The organism is Paenibacillus sp. EKM211P (assembly GCF_011066175.1).
GTDB lineage: Bacteria > Bacillota > Bacilli > Paenibacillales > Paenibacillaceae > Paenibacillus > Paenibacillus polymyxa.
In genome coordinates, this window is record NZ_JAAMNS010000018.1 from 109564 (window position 1) to 124757 (window position 15194).

Annotated in this window: 19 protein-coding genes; 3 read left to right on the plus strand and 16 right to left on the minus strand. The window is 45.7% G+C overall.

Annotated features, from left to right (window positions below):
• Positions 1–60 precede the first annotated feature (60 nt).
• From G9G57_RS21755 to zwf, 5 genes are all read right to left on the minus strand, one after another.
• The gene (locus G9G57_RS21755) at positions 61–507 is read right to left on the minus strand and encodes an OsmC family protein (RefSeq protein WP_019687051.1); all 447 of its coding nucleotides are present in this window, start codon (positions 505–507) and stop codon (positions 61–63) included.
• 55 nt (positions 508–562) lie between these two features.
• The gene (locus G9G57_RS21760; protein ID WP_164965542.1) at positions 563–1771 is read right to left on the minus strand and encodes an MFS transporter; all 1209 of its coding nucleotides are present in this window, start codon (positions 1769–1771) and stop codon (positions 563–565) included.
• A 384-nt stretch (positions 1772–2155) separates the two neighbouring features.
• A complete protein-coding gene (locus G9G57_RS21765) occupies positions 2156–2830 on the minus strand; it encodes an SOS response-associated peptidase (protein ID WP_017428335.1) in 675 nt (224 codons plus the stop codon).
• A 157-nt stretch (positions 2831–2987) separates the two neighbouring features.
• Positions 2988–3881 (minus strand): phosphogluconate dehydrogenase (NAD(+)-dependent, decarboxylating), encoded by an 894-nt coding sequence (gnd, locus tag G9G57_RS21770; RefSeq protein ID WP_044785625.1) that lies wholly within the window; start codon positions 3879–3881, stop codon positions 2988–2990.
• 58 nt (positions 3882–3939) lie between these two features.
• Positions 3940–5442, minus strand: coding sequence for a glucose-6-phosphate dehydrogenase (gene zwf / locus G9G57_RS21775; RefSeq protein ID WP_164965543.1), 1503 nt, complete (start codon positions 5440–5442; stop codon positions 3940–3942).
• Between the two features lie 291 nt (positions 5443–5733).
• On the opposite strand from zwf, the gene G9G57_RS21780 reads away from it, so the two are divergent.
• A complete protein-coding gene (locus G9G57_RS21780; protein WP_014599691.1) occupies positions 5734–6054 on the plus strand; it encodes a winged helix-turn-helix transcriptional regulator in 321 nt (106 codons plus the stop codon).
• A 143-nt stretch (positions 6055–6197) separates the two neighbouring features.
• The gene (locus G9G57_RS21785) at positions 6198–6527 is read left to right on the plus strand and encodes a hypothetical protein (protein ID WP_164965544.1); all 330 of its coding nucleotides are present in this window, start codon (positions 6198–6200) and stop codon (positions 6525–6527) included.
• Positions 6528–6537: 10 nt separating this feature from the next.
• On the opposite strand, the gene G9G57_RS21790 is transcribed toward G9G57_RS21785, so the two are convergent.
• The 7 genes from G9G57_RS21790 to G9G57_RS21820 form a co-directional block, all read right to left on the minus strand.
• Positions 6538–7461 (minus strand): NAD(P)/FAD-dependent oxidoreductase, encoded by a 924-nt coding sequence (locus tag G9G57_RS21790; RefSeq protein WP_044785622.1) that lies wholly within the window; start codon positions 7459–7461, stop codon positions 6538–6540.
• Positions 7462–7697: 236 nt separating this feature from the next.
• The gene (locus G9G57_RS21795; protein ID WP_016821049.1) at positions 7698–8300 is read right to left on the minus strand and encodes a nitroreductase family protein; all 603 of its coding nucleotides are present in this window, start codon (positions 8298–8300) and stop codon (positions 7698–7700) included.
• A 106-nt stretch (positions 8301–8406) separates the two neighbouring features.
• Positions 8407–8685: a hypothetical protein gene (locus G9G57_RS21800; protein ID WP_025364693.1), complete on the minus strand. Its 279-nt coding sequence runs from the start codon at positions 8683–8685 to the stop codon at positions 8407–8409.
• A gap of 129 nt (positions 8686–8814) precedes the next feature.
• Positions 8815–9141, minus strand: a complete 327-nt coding sequence (locus G9G57_RS21805) for a (2Fe-2S) ferredoxin domain-containing protein (protein WP_017428329.1) — start codon at positions 9139–9141, stop codon at positions 8815–8817.
• Positions 9142–9176: 35 nt separating this feature from the next.
• Positions 9177–9677, minus strand: coding sequence for a metallophosphoesterase family protein (locus G9G57_RS21810; RefSeq protein ID WP_017428328.1), 501 nt, complete (start codon positions 9675–9677; stop codon positions 9177–9179).
• A 24-nt stretch (positions 9678–9701) separates the two neighbouring features.
• Entirely contained in the window at positions 9702–10136 is a 435-nt protein-coding gene (locus tag G9G57_RS21815) for an Rrf2 family transcriptional regulator (protein WP_013310015.1), read from the minus strand.
• A 97-nt stretch (positions 10137–10233) separates the two neighbouring features.
• Positions 10234–10611, minus strand: a complete 378-nt coding sequence (locus G9G57_RS21820) for a DivIVA domain-containing protein (protein ID WP_016821045.1) — start codon at positions 10609–10611, stop codon at positions 10234–10236.
• Between the two features lie 142 nt (positions 10612–10753).
• On the opposite strand from G9G57_RS21820, the gene G9G57_RS21825 reads away from it, so the two are divergent.
• Positions 10754–11323: a TraR/DksA C4-type zinc finger protein gene (locus tag G9G57_RS21825; protein ID WP_016821044.1), complete on the plus strand. Its 570-nt coding sequence runs from the start codon at positions 10754–10756 to the stop codon at positions 11321–11323.
• Between the two features lie 115 nt (positions 11324–11438).
• Here the strand turns inward: G9G57_RS21825 and G9G57_RS21830 are convergent, their stop codons facing one another.
• From G9G57_RS21830 to G9G57_RS21845, 4 genes are all read right to left on the minus strand, one after another.
• Positions 11439–12443 carry a Gfo/Idh/MocA family protein gene (locus tag G9G57_RS21830; RefSeq protein WP_164965545.1) on the minus strand — a complete coding sequence of 335 codons (1005 nt, stop codon included), beginning with the start codon at positions 12441–12443 and terminating at the stop codon, positions 11439–11441.
• Positions 12444–12462: 19 nt separating this feature from the next.
• Complete coding sequence (locus tag G9G57_RS21835) at positions 12463–12825, minus strand: helix-turn-helix transcriptional regulator (protein ID WP_013310011.1); 363 nt, start codon at positions 12823–12825, stop codon at positions 12463–12465.
• A gap of 318 nt (positions 12826–13143) precedes the next feature.
• Complete coding sequence (locus G9G57_RS21840) at positions 13144–14316, minus strand: acyltransferase (protein ID WP_117289482.1); 1173 nt, start codon at positions 14314–14316, stop codon at positions 13144–13146.
• A gap of 269 nt (positions 14317–14585) precedes the next feature.
• Positions 14586–15170 carry a general stress protein gene (locus tag G9G57_RS21845; protein WP_113050545.1) on the minus strand — a complete coding sequence of 195 codons (585 nt, stop codon included), beginning with the start codon at positions 15168–15170 and terminating at the stop codon, positions 14586–14588.
• Positions 15171–15194 lie beyond the last annotated feature (24 nt).

Sequence of the window (15194 nt, forward strand, 5' to 3'; positions counted from 1 at the left end):
CTCCTTGGATTAAAAAAATGATGGGCAATTGGAATGATTGCTCCTGTTACAGATATTGCTTTAAGAGGCGCGCTCCACCACAGGCTCTGTAGACAATGCTACATTTCCTGCTACGGCACGCGAGATCATGCATGAGGTTTCAGCCTGCTCTGCAAGGCGCAATGCTTGTTCGATTTGTGATTCTGCTGCATCGACGGACAATAGAACTCGCGGACGATGCACGATTCGGCGATATGTAAAAATGTTGTTCGTTACATCAACGATCCCTTCTGATTCCAGTGCCAGTGATACCACTGGGAGACTGGCACGCTCCATCATCGCCGCCAAAGTAATCAGATAGCAGGTAGCAGCTGCACCGAGCAGCATTTCATCCGGATTGGTGCCCACACCAGGGCCTCCCATCTCAGCCGGAATCGAAATCGCTGTTCGCAACTGTCCGGCCTCAATACGCCCGTCGCTGTTGCGCCCCCCGTTCCAGTCTGCCTTGAGCAGAAAGGTATGCTCCATTTCAGGTCACTCCTCTCTCTTGTATTATGAATCTTTACACAGGTGAATGTAAAGGTTAGTCAATCTCCTGATTTTTAGTTTCGGTACCCAGCAACCATACAGCAGCTGCTCCGATCAGGATAGCTACGAAGAAAATCGCAAAGATAGATGGTAACGCTATGCCTTGTCCTACGAGTATACCAACCACAAAAGGCCCGATTACGCCCCCAATACGGCCAAATGCAGCTGCCATACCCACACCGGTAGAACGAGCAGACGTTGTGTATAGCTCCGGGGTATAAGCATACATGGCGCCCCATGCACCGAGATTAAAGAAGGACAAGCAGATACCAGCAGCTAGCAGCATCCCTGCCGTTTCCGAAGTTCCAAACCAAATAGCGGACACTGCTGTGAGCAACAAGTAGATAATTAGTACAAATTTGCGACCCAGCTTTTCAATCAGATAGGCAGCGGTAAAATAACCTGGTAATTGTGCAAGTGTCATAATTAGGACATACTCAAAGCTTTTAACCAGCTCAAACCCTTTCATAAACATTATGCTTGGCAGCCACAGGAACATGCCATAGTATGAAAATACAACTGTAAACCATAAAATCCACAGCATTAGCGTAGATTTGCGATGGGGTCCGGACCAAATCGCAGCCAAGCGTGCACGTAACGGAAGTTTGACGCTTTGCTGTTTGTATCGCGGTGAATCCTCAATAGCTCTGCGCAAATAAAGAGCGTACAGGGCAGGTACTGCGCCGAGAATAAAGGCAAGCTGCCAACCATATTTCGGAATAACAAAATAGGCAATAAGAGCCGAAAGAATCCAACCTGCCGCCCAGAAGCTTTCCAGCAGCACAACCGCTCTCCCTCGTTCTTTCACAGGCACTGATTCTGACACCAGTGTCGAAGCAACAGGCAATTCTCCACCTAAGCCTGCGCCAGCAATAAAACGCAGCACCAGCAGCATACCGAGACCTGTAGCCAAAGCAGACAAGCCACTGGCAATGGAAAAGATCAACAGTGTCCACACTAATATAGCGCGTCTGCCGTAACGATCTGCCAAAATCCCTGCCAAAGCAGCCCCAAATACCATTCCTATCGAATTCATCGCAGTCAGCAAACCAATCTGCTCCGATCCGAGATGCCACTCCTTAGCCAATGCTGCGACTATAAATGAGAGCAGCCCCACATCCATAGCATCAAACAGCCAGCTTAGACCTGCGCTAAAAAGCAATTTCCTTTTCTTGGCTGGTGGTAATGAAGTTAATTCACTCATGATCCGCTCTCCCTTAAAAATGCATCGTATGTAGACGTATATTCAGGTGTCTTGTCACCTGTAGTCCAGCCTCTATTGTACCGCAAGCTTCCTCAATCCGCGAGCATTTTAACGCAGAAAAAAACGGAAGATTGCCTACGGCAATTCTCCCGCCTTCTGGAACCTGCCACTTACCGGTTTTGGACCAGACCGATGATCGTCACCATGAGCACCAGCAGCTGGATGAGTGTATCGTTACTCATTCCAATCGCCTCCATCCCATATGAGATACTCCTTCGGCCGTTTCCCCTCTCCCCGGATTATGACGCTTGTTCCCCACTACATACCTATGCAGGTGGCGGGAAGCTTATGATCAATATTAGACACAAATCTTCAAACATACATTTAAGGTTTAATCCAGGACCACTGCAAATCCATTTCCTGAATGCATTCACGACTATCATGTTCATCATTGGCCACCAGCGGGGTCACCGGATAGATGCTCATATCACCTTGCTCATACGTGCGCAATAAAGGCAGCAACTCATCAATGTTCTGGAGCGACGGATCTAGCCATGAATCTATTTGGTCTACTTCCAAAATAGCGGGCATACGGCTGTCAAATTCACGTATATCCGTATTAGCTTGAACCGTCATCATCGTACAGGTGCGTAACGGTTCCTTTCGGCTATCCTGCCATATCTCATATAGCCCCGCGACCGCAAACATTTTCTGTTCCGGCAATACCACTCGGACGGCACACATGCGTTTTCCTAATTTTCGCCAATAATAAAATCCATTGCACGGAATAATACAGCGACGGGTTTCCGCCATCTTGCGATAACTGGGATTTACCCGAACGGTATTCAGGTCTGCATTGACACAATCCTTGCCCCAATAGGGAATAAATCCCCAGCGAAATTCATCAAGCACCCGTTCTCCATCCTGATGCAGCACGATTGGAACATGCTGGGTGGGACTCATGTTATAACGTGTTTTATAATAATACATGACACGTTGTATACCAAAATGATCCCTGACCTCATCCAAATCTGCCGATAACGAAAATCTTTTGCACATATGCAATTCATCCCTCCGCCTTTTTTTACCTATTGTGCGGATATACAAGGAAAAATATGCATAAGGAAGAATTTTACAAAAATCTGATACTCAAAAACATATAGCAATATCCCCGCAGTCATGAAGCTACGGGGATAGATACTAACTTATATCGTTATTACTTCTTCTCTACAGCGTGGCCGCCAAATTCATTGCGCAGTGCAGCAACTACTTTTCCGTTGAATGTATCGGCATCCAGCGAACGGTAGCGCATCAGCAAGGACAAGGCAATGACCGGAGTTGCTGCCTGAAGATCCAGTGCTTCCTCAACTGTCCATTTACCTTCGCCGGAAGAGTGCATAACCCCACGGATTTCCTCCAGGTTTGCATCTTTGGAAAATGCGCGTTCTGTCAAGCCCATCAGCCAAGAGCGGATAACGGAACCGTTGTTCCACACACGCGCTACTTGTTCGTAATCAAAGTCAAAGTTACTTTTCTCCAGCACTTCAAAGCCTTCACCGATGGATGCCATCATGCCGTATTCCACACCATTGTGAACCATTTTCAGAAAATGTCCGCTACCGGATTTACCTGCATACAGATATCCATTTTCCACCGCTGTATCGCGGAAAATAGGCTCAACAACTGCCCAAGCTTCTGGATCGCCACCGATCATATAACAAGCACCGTTGCGCGCGCCTTCCATACCGCCAGAAGTTCCTGCATCCATGAAGCTAATACCATATTCTTTCAGACGGGCATGGCGAGCAATGGACTCTTTGTAATGAGAGTTTCCGCCTTCGATAATGATATCTCCTTTGGACAACATCGGTTGAAGCTGATCCAGTACAGAATCAACAATTTGGTGAGGAACCATAATCCACAGCACTCTAGGGGATTGAGTTGCTTGCACAAGCTCTTCCAAAGTAGAAGCACCCTTAGCTCCATATTCCTTCATTTCTTGGATTGCAGCTGCGTTGACGTCATAAGCCACAACTTCATGCTTATGATCGATCAGGTTTTTTCCAAGATTCAAGCCCATTTTTCCCAAACCAATTAATCCTACTTGCATTATAAAGGCCTCCTGCCGTAGCAAATATATATTTTGTATACACTTTTTTTATGTTGGGTTAAGCACGAACGACTGCTTTTTCAGAGCTTTCGGACTTTTCGTCCAACCACCATGTAAAGCCTTGTTCTTCCAACAATTGATCTGAAGCTTCTGGACCGTAAGAGCCTGCCGCATACGTGTGAAGCGGAACTTCACCACGGGCAAAAGCTTCCAGTACTGGTTGAACCCACACCCATGAAAGCTCCACTTCGTTCCAATGAGCAAAAAAGGTGGAATCACCGCGCAGCGCATCATAGATGAGGCGTTCATAGGCTTCTGGAACATCCTTGGCCTCGGAATGATAATTCATCAGAACCGTCTCCAGATGGCCATTGTTCAGCGGATCTCTACTGTTCAGACGTAGCGTTACCTTTTCATCCGGGTTAACATGGATGATCAGCAAGTTCGGGTCTGTCGGCTGCCCTTGAGCAGCATAAGGATCTGTGTTGTCCTTTTTAAATTCCACGACGATACGAGTGGATTTTTCTTTCATGCGTTTGCCAGTACGAATATAGAACGGCACACCCGACCATTGTTCATTATCAATCCAAAGACGAGCTGAAATGAACGTATCATTTTGCGAATCAGGTCCGATATCCGGCTCTTCTTTATAGGATGGAACTGCTTTTCCGTTGATTTCACCTTCGGTATATTGTCCTCTAACTACGTTGGATTTAATATCGGAAGGATCGAGGGCACGAAGCGCGTCCATCACCTTACTTTTCTCGTCCCGCACCTGGTCAGCTGTGATATGTCCCGGTTTGTCCATCGCCGTCATCATCAGCACCTGCAGCATGTGATTTTGTACCATATCACGAATAGCACCGGAGTGATCGTAGTATCCTGCTCGCTCCTCTACACCTACAGTCTCAGATGCGGTAATTTGCACATTGGCAATGTACTGGTTGTTCCATATCCCTTGAAGCAATGGATTAGCAAATTTCAAGGCTTCCAGGTTTTGAACCATGGGCTTACCTAAGTAATGGTCAATACGATAAATCTCATCCTCAGCAAAGGTTCTGCTCAGGCGATCATTCAGCTCACGTGCCGATTCCAAATCATGCCCAAATGGTTTTTCAATAATGAGTCGTTTCCAACCCTTTGTTTCAGCCAAACCACTTTCCCGAATATTGTGGGCAATCACATCAAAAAATTCCGGTGCCACCGATAAGTAAAACATGCGGTTCCCCGGAATTCCCAAGTCATTTTCACGTTGCTCAGCAAGCTGTAGCAGCTTTTTATAATCTTCCGGGTGGTTAACGTTCAATGCACAGTAACGGAAAGCACTTAAGAACTGATCCATCTGTGCACGGTCTTCATTCACATGTCTGGAAAAATCCTTAATGGATTGCTCTACATTACTTTGAAATTGCTCGTCTGCCACTTCACGACGCCCCATCCCAATTACAGAAAAGGAAGCCGGAATTTTACCTTCTACAAACAAATTATACAAGGCAGGGTAAATTTTGCGTTTGGCCAAATCCCCTGTCGCTCCAAATAAGACAAATGTCATTGAATCCATGAAATATTCCTTCTTCCCATTATAAAAGATGAGGTTATTAAAAGTTACCTGAGGAATTAACGTAACCCATAATACACCCAAAATAAGGGGCAAGTCAATCAAATTTTAGCGAAATCGTGAACATTCGATATATCCTGTAATGATAACGTTTTCTGTGGTATGATTGACGTTAGGAAAGAGAAAATACTGTTAAAATTGTCACAGTTGATACAATGCATTATAGTTACTATTGGTATACAGAGTTACTTTTAGTATACTGTTTAAAACAACAATGAAATTGAGGGGATTCAGATGAGCGACGACAGGCAGCCTAAGCTTTTGTGCGGTAAGGTGGAACAGTCCTTTCAGATCATCAGCAAAAAATGGACCGCTCTCATCATTCATACTTTGATGGAACATCCCAAACGATTTAGTGAAATTCAAGTCTCCATACCTGATCTTAGCAAACGCATGCTCAACGAGCGCATCAAGGAACTAGAGCTTTCCGGCCTAATCCTTCGCAATGTCATCACAGAGCGGCCTGTGCGTACCGAATATTCGCTGACACGTAAGGGTAAAGAGCTAGGTGATGCATTGAATGGTGTGGAGAGCTGGGCCGAAAGATGGCTCTAACCGCTAACAGGAGATCGCCAAACACGCTCTCCTGTTATTGTGTTACTCCATGTGGATCATAATACAAGCAATAGGACGAAAATAATGGGACAACCACGCAATAGCTCATGATTTCAGTAATGAGCAAGGAAAGGATGAGACCGATGGCATTTGGCATCACCCGACAGGAACTACTGACCTGGAAAAGAGAGGTCAGCCGTGGCGAGATTGCTTTTCTAACGCATTATTGGCTGGATGACCGCTTTCCAAGCATTACAACTGTCACCAAGGTGGGCTGTTCTGATTTGAATAAGCTACGCTCATGGTGCAAGCTCAACGGATTGGACCCCCAGTATATACATCAGCGTCAGCCCTATCCTCATTTTGATCTCATCGGTAACAAACAGACGGAAATTTTACGCAAGTATGGCATGAGCGAACAACTAAGACGCTTCGAGCCTCATCTTCAACCAAGTACACGCCCATCGTTCTAGACCGCAGCTCTCAGAGTTGCGGTATTTTTGTTTTCATACCAGATAATACCTTGTGTATCCAGATCGCTGACATAGCTCCTTCTCCCATTGCAACCGTCGCTTGCTCGGCATGAGCCCCTAAGTCTCCGGCCACCCAAACATTTTCCACGTTTGTCATTTTGCTGCGGGGATGCGTCTCAATATGCTTGTTATGCAGCAGATGCACACCCAGTTGCTCCGCCAGCTCTGAATGAACATGGTTGCTTCCAAAGGCTAAGAAGCCCCGCTCTGCTCGAACCACTTGTCCATCAGCCAGCCGCACTCCTTCAAAACAGCCCGGTTGTCCCGTGATAATCTCAGAAATGGTTGCTTCCTTATATTCAATCCCTTTTTCCCGCAGCTTCACGATCAGCTCGTCCGGTACTTCTGAACGCTCATGATTGACATAGACAAGGTGATCGGTACGTGCCGACAAAATCAAGGCCATGGAAGCTCCCGCTTTGCCCGCCCCCATGACGACTGTACTGCGATCCTGGACCTCATACCCGTCACAGTCCGGGCACACATATACACTGTTGCCCAAGCAGGCTTGTAGCCCTTCCAGCTTTGGAAAACGGTCCGTCAGCCCTGTGGCCAATAACAGCGTTTTTGACGTATAAACTGACCCTGCCTCCACTTCAATATCAAAAAGCTCATCTCTCTTGGTCGCTTTTATCGCCTTACCATCAACAAATTCAGTGCCTAGCCTCGTGGCTTCACTACGTCCAAGCCGTCGTAGCTCTTCACCAGAAATCCCATCAGGAAAGCCCAAAATATTATGATACTGATGGCACAGCGTAGATCGACCATAGCCCGAATCGATCACCAGCACCCGATGACTGCTATATCTACCCAATTGAATGGCTGCTTGCAATCCGGCAATTCCCCCACCGACAATAATGCAATCGTAGTTCATGTCCTAATTCCTCCTTCAAATACGCGCAAATGCTAAACATCTGCAAAAAAAGCAATCACACTTATGTAAACTTCTCATCCAATTTCAAACATAATATCACCCACTTACGGATGAATTAACCTCGTGCTCTATGTATTCCAAAGGTCACAAGTTCAAAAAAATGAAATGACAAATAGCACTGCGGATTATCCGCAGCGCTATATTCAGGTCAACCCAAGATCATACTATTATGATCATTATTTAAATGTTTTTACGCGTTCCTCAATTGGTTGGAATTCCTTATCACCTGGTTGGAATGTCGGTTTACCAAATGGCATTTCAGCAATCAGTTTCCAATGCTCAGGAATGTTCCATTCATTTTTCACTTTTTCGTCGATCAAAGGATTATAGTGCTGAAGAGATGCGCCCAATCCTTCTTGCTCCAGAGCCGTCCATACAACCAGTTGCAGCATACCGTTAGATTGATTGGCCCAGATTGGGAAATTGTCCGCATACGCTTCAAATTGTTGTTGCAGACCAGCTACCACGTTGTTGTCTTCAAAGAACAAGACCGTTCCGTAACCGCTGCGGAAACCGTTCATTTTCTCAGCAGTAGATTTGAATTGTTCTTCATTGCCTACCACTTCCCGCAAAATATCTTCTGTAATATTCCACAGTTTGTCATGATGCTCTCCGAGCAACACTACAGCGCGTGAAGTTTGGGAATTGAAAGAGGTAGGTGTGTACTTCACAGCTTCCTCTACGATCTCTTGAATCCGTTGGTCAGAAATTACTTGTTCTTTGCTAATGCCATAATAGGAGCGTCTGTCTTTCAGAGCTGTGAAGAAGTCTTTAGTCATTTTGTTACCTCCTGAGAAAAATTAATTACTTTTCGTAACTTAATATACATCGTATATATCTTAAAGTCAAGAGATTTCTTTTTAAATATTACCAGTTAGTCGAAAATTATACGCCGCCATTATATTTTTTCTCACTAGAAGAGGTGTGCTTGGTTACATCCTTGTCTCTCTCCTCTTGTCTTTCCATCTTTAAATCCTCTACGGGAATGGCATCTACCGTCTGCTCGATTTCAAAACGGTCGAACAAGCTTTCCTGATCTGTCGGATACTGCTCTGCATGATCACGATTAATCGGCTGTTCCTGATGTTTAGATTCCGTTGTCTCTTTCCCCGTCTGGCTTTTTTGCTCATTCTCACCGTGTAGCTTATCTTCAAATGGGTTCATCTTTCTTCCCTCCCTATCGGATTGGTATCCACAGTATACTTTTACCTTTCAGGTTGGGGATTAAACGCAAAAAAGAGAAAATCTCCGAAAGATTTTCTCTACTCATGCTCTTATAGATCGTTGACTGGGTTATTCCGAGCTGGATTTACGTGTACACTCATGAAAAAGATGAGGTTCCAGCTTCTCTCCCGCTACGAGCTTCTGCACCAGCTCTGTACCTGAGGCGGGGGTCATTTGACCATACCAGTCCCCTTGCGGATATACGATCACAACCGCAGCATCATGACAGCGCCCATTACAACGAGTTCTGGTCGTGTGAATATAGGCTTCTGCATGCTGTTTACGAATTTCATCCCGAATTGCTTGTGTAACTTCTTCGCCTTCATGTCGCATACATGTGCCTCCATTGCAGATCAACACATGATGCTTCATCGGTTCTAAATCAAAAATAGCCATAGCTTCCCCTTTAATCAACAGTTGTTGGTTTTATATCAATGTTTATCTGGATAAAGAACAAGCCTTGCTTCCATCTGCCCGTCTTCAATCGTCAGCACGATAAATGAGTATTCGTCTTCACCGCGTTTGTCCGTCGGAGACCCCGGATTAAGAACAAGCAGATCATCTATCTTTTTGACCACAGGAATATGCGAATGTCCATAAATCAGGCAATCCAATGTTTCTCCCTTAAATGTATTCAGTGCGATATTCTCTGTCGAGCCGCGCCAGCCGTGACCATGAACCATGCCGATCCGCTTGCCTTGGGCTTCCACGATTCGTTGGTAGCCCAGACGCTCCACGATGTCGGTTCCATCATTGTTTCCGGCAATGCCCTTCACAGGCGCAAATTCAGCTAGACGTTCATATACGAACCAATCCGTCCAGTCTCCGGCATGGAGAATGAGGTCACTGCCTTTTAACTCCTGCACAAGCCGACTAGGCAGCGTTTTGCTTCTGTGTGGCATATGAGTGTCTGAAAGTACGATGATTTTCATATCAATTTCTCCTTACCAGCGTCTTCACACGGATGAACTTTGTTGCCCAACCCGCTGCTGGAGCGCCTGCTCCAGATCTCGCAACGTAACGGTCTCGAAAAACGCCTGGATTTTCTGCTCTGCCACGGTGTATAAACCATCCAACAAAGCGTCTATGTTCCTGCCAACCTCGCAATTATGATTGCTGTCGGTATGAATGGCAAACAGCGGGCCTTCATCCTTGGTCGCTTCATAGATCATTTTCAGATTGATGTTTGAACTCGACATGCTTAGACGAAAGCCGCGCGCTCCTGGTGACGAATCCACCAGACCCGCTTGCTTGAGTCGGCTCATAATTCTTCTTACAACTACCGGGTTAGTATTGATACTGGAAGCAATAAGTGACGAAGTCATTCGCTCGGGTGCCCCTTCAGCCAGAAGAAGCAGACAATGGATACTAACGGAAAAATGGGTACTCATGTTAACCACCTTTATATGTGTGCCTCATTAAATGTTTGGTAAAATGCATGTTTCCATCATACCACAATAGAGGCAACGACACAGTGCTAACTATTCCTTACTCCGGAAAATAGTCATTTTCAGGGCGTACTCGCACTTTTAGTTGGCGCACACTATATTCCAACTGCTTAATGATATCCTCCAGTTGACGACGGTCAAGTGCATTAAAGTCGGTGGCAGGCTTGGGTGCACTTTTCAAATCACGTATGGTTGCCTGCTGCTCCTGCCACTTGTCCATCAGGTCGGCTATATTCGCATAAAAGCGTTCATAATCCTTGATTACTTCATCCAGAAAGGCATCTACCTCATCCGGATCATAGCCGCGCATTTTATTTTTGAACTGTTTCTCATGAATGGAGAGCGCGTCCAGCTGAATGCCCAGTTGTTTAAACAACTGCTTTTGCTTATCCAGACGACGCTTCATATGTTCATCCATCGGTTTTCCCTCCTTAACACACTATTCTTTTTATATCACATTCTAGGCTGGGAATAAAAGTCTCTGTGATTGCTAGGCTTTATGAACGGGTATAAAAGAGCATACACGCCACTCATACAGACCATGAAGGGGAGAGATGATCATGAACCATTTGAACGATTCGCAGCTTGCAGAGCTGAAACATATGTTATTGGAGCAGAAAAAGGATTTAGAAAAACATTTTAAACAAAATGGTCAGGAAAATACGAAATTGGGAGAAACACTGACAGATTCCACAGGGGAACTCTCATCCTATGATAACCACCCTGCTGATATAGGGACGGAAACCTTTGAACGATCCCGTGATCTGGCGATTAACGAGTCGCTGGAAAACGAGCTGGAGCAGGTTAATGCAGCCCTGCAACGGATGGAAGATGGGACGTATGGAATATGTGTGGAGAGTGGCGAAGAAATTCCTTTTGAACGGCTACAAGCCATTCCATATACAGCCTATACCGTCGAGCACACGCCAACACGGGAATTATCGAATGACCGTCCAATCGAGGAACAGGTTATGACTCCGCCGCCCAAAGGTGCAGGTGAGGTTCGCCAACGGAATGCAGGACGATTTGACGATGCGGGCGCATGGGACGCAGTAGAAAAATACGGCACATCGAATTCGCCTGCGACAGCCGCCAAGCGTGATGTTACAGATTATGATGAAAATATGTAATGCTCGAATGTGCAAAGACTCATTAAAAATACCTATGTATTGGTTCATCTAAAAAAGCAGCTTGTCCTTGGGACAGGCTGCCTTTTTATGTCTTCTGGGAATACGGTAATCCTGCTTATCCAATCTCTATCCGTTTACGACTGCGAGCTGATTCAATACAGACGTCGATCACTTTCATATTACTAACCGCATCTTCTGGCTCATATGGCAAAGGAATACCGTCAAGTACGGCTTCGGCAAAAGCATCAGCTTGCAGTTCAAAAGAATTAAAACCCTTTAGACGTTCCTCACGCGTAACCGAACCAACGTGAACGAAAATTTGCGGTACGACAGACGTTCTTTCCCAACCGAACATTTTGGGCATCGCAATCGTACCCTTGCTGCCGAGAATTTCCATGTTGGAACGGTTGGCTGCCCACATGCCACAATCGAAAGTAAGGTTGACTCCACCCGGAAATTCCAGCAGACCGGAGGCCATCATATCAACGTTGTCATGCTCCGGGGAAAATAAAGCATGTACCGTCACTGCCTCCGGCTCCCGATCCAAATACATACGAGCGGCTGATATCGGATATACGCCCACATCATACAACGAGCCACCGCCCATGCTTTTATTAAAGCGCACATTATCTGCCTGATCGGTATTGTTAAATGTAAACGTGCAATGAATGCCGCGAATGTCACCAATTTCCCCACTATTGATGATTTCCTTAATTCTTCGATGTTTGGGATGATAGCGATACATAAAAGCTTCTGCAAAAGTCACTCCTGCACGGCGACATGCTTCAATCATACGGCTTGTCCCGGCCGAGCTAAGAGAAGATGGTTTTTCACACAAAACATGCTTGCCGGCCTCCGCTGCTTTTATGGTCCATTCTTCATGCAGATGGTTCGGCAACGGTATATACACTGCTCCGATTTCGGGATCGGCCAACAGCTCGTCATAGCTTCCATAACTTCTCGGAATATCGAACTCCCGGGCGGCCTCAGTGGCTTTATCCGCATTACGACTAGCAATTCCAAGTACTTCTCCGCGTTCGGATTGCTGAATCGCCGGAATTACAGCGATTTTGGCGATCTCCGCCGTGCCTAAAATTCCCCATTTCAGCTTTCTACCCATCATTCTCATCCTTTCGTCGTCAGGAATAGTTGTCTTGTTCCGCTTTATGCAGCATACCTAAGCAACGGTCCAGGTCGGCTTTGACCTGCTTTTTGTACAGCCGAGCTTTCTCCTCTCCATCGTCTGTGAAATGATAGAGCACAATCTCCTGGAAATCTACACGCGGGTCTGTTCCTTTTAATCGTTTGGTACGGTAAAAAACGCCTTCCTGAACCAGTTCATGCAGTGCCCGGTAGACCTCGCTTTGAGGCGGAACATATCCGAAACCACTAAACTCATCTTTCATCGATTCGAGCATCTGATATCCATATCCGCGATGCCTCTCTACCATTGTGATCAGATAAATTTTGATAAAAGCCCGCTGGGATATCATAAACGCCATTTCACAACCTCCTCTACACCTTATTCAAGTCTCTTATCTTCCATTATAAACCACTCTGCGTCCATAGACTATTTCCTTTCATAAATATGAGAGCTTACGAGAATTCTCCCTCCCTTGTGACCGGTGTTAAGATGACGAGAGCTATGGAATGAAGCATTCTAGGGTAGTGTGCGTAGCGCTGAGGGGTGATTTTATGATTTTCTATTGTGAATTTTTCATGTATTGTAATAGCATAATAACATTTAAAAAAGTATCCCTCGGCCTTCTTCTGAGGGCTTCGGGATACTTTTTGTGAAATAATGTAACTTGATCGCTGAATCAAGCTTGCTTTTGTATGGCTGGCGGACTTCCTGCCGGACAAGGACGAATCCGAAGCCCCACAATCCATTTACCCAAAGGCAAATGTGCCAGCACCCATGTTCCAGCAATGGAAAAGATCATACAAAGAACAAATGAAGCCAATGTACGAAGAACGTGACTCCAATCGGCAAACAACGCACTATCAAAATAGTAGGTTGCGCGCAACATAAAGGCATGCATCAGATACGCTCCATAGGACAATGTTCCGATGGCCGTTAGCACCCTCGCCGCACGCCCTCCCTTGTGAGCAATCCACGTTGCTATCCGATAAGCTACAAAAATAGACGTGATGCAATATACAGCCATGACCGGACGTAGCAGAGACAAGTAATTAAAGGAAAGAACCGTACCTTGCGGCGTCTGGAACTGACCAATCATCTCATACAGCAAGTACCCTGTAATCACGATAAACAACGGCCAGTATACCAACTGTGCCTTGATGACCCAAGCATTCCAACGCTTGATGTTCATCCCGGCTGCCGCTCCTAATATAAAATAAAAGAAAAAATAGATCACATTCCGGTCAGCATATATGGTAAACCAAGAAGAAATGACGGGAAGCTGGAGCTGATCCATCACTTGATATACGGGTCCAACCGCGAACATAAGCAAAATATAGAGTACGCCGAATCCAGCCAATGCGGTGGGTCGCCATGTTGAAGGCAGTAGCGCAGACAAACGACGTACAGCATAACGAAACACGGGAAATAGCACATAACATTGAATAATCATAACGATATACCACAGATGATAGCTGCTTTTCCCGTTCAACAGCTTCTGGACAAAATCTAACGGGTGAATTAACCCTCCACCTTGCGCAAGCTGATTCCCCAACTCGTATAAAAGAGACCATATAATATAAGGAACAATGATGTCCAAGAATCGTTTACGTAAAAACGTCCCATACTTTAAGGCTCCATCATAATTGTAAAATAGCACCATTCCAGTAATAAACACAAACACAGGCACTGCAAATTTGGAACACAGTAGTAATAGTGTCATCACAACTCCGTCCTGGATGCGCGCCCCCTGCGCAACCGCATAGTGTGCGACGGAATGCTGAAGAACAACGGCTGCAAAAGCCAGTCCTCTCAGCAAAGCAACTTCGGAAATTCTCTCTTTTTGACTCATGTCACTCTCCTGTTGCATCTAGCAATTTATAATCCAGGATTTTTGTAAAATCCCCAAATCTATTATAACGACAATTCTATAAAAATATATAGGAGGATAAACGTGCCAATGCAAGCCAAGCATCATCTGACTTAAGTGGTTTCAATAAGTAGGTAACACATAAAAGCAGCAGTCTCCCCGAGAGGGAAGACTGCTGCTGTAGAAATAACCTGTATACAAAGGAGATAGAAAAGCCTGTTAAATCACGTCCTCAACTAGCCGTTCGGTGTTTACAGGTTCCTTCTAGTATCTGTGTACGCACCTGTCCGCGAATCTGCCACCGTATCATCATATGTTCTGTAACGATCCGCGTTCAGAGAACGATTGGTGCGGAAAATATCATAAACATCCCTGTGATGCTCAGCGGAATCCACCAGCACTAAAATCTTGCCCTGATCGACGTATGTCTCGTATTGACGGGCATCATCTTCTGGAATGCCTAGTCCGACCAGCCCACCGACCAAGCCACCTGCTCCCGCTCCGACAGCTGCCCCGGTAAGGGTAGCCGCAATAGGTCCAGCTGCAAGAATAGGTCCGATACCTGGAATCGCCAAGGCACCAATGCCTGCCAGCAATCCAGCGACACCGCCTACAACACCACCAGTAGCCGCTCCTGTAGCCACACCCTCCGGTGCTTTGGTGCCTGTCTCTTCACTAATCGTCCTTAAGTCGTCACGGTCACGTGTGATCACAGAAATTTCACTGCTTGGGATTCCTTTGCTCTGCAATTGTCCAATTGCACGAGATGCTTCCTGCTCGGTATCAAAAACACCAACAATTTTCTTTTCATTATAATCGTTTAAGTTATTAGCCATGATAGTTACCTCCCAATATGTTGT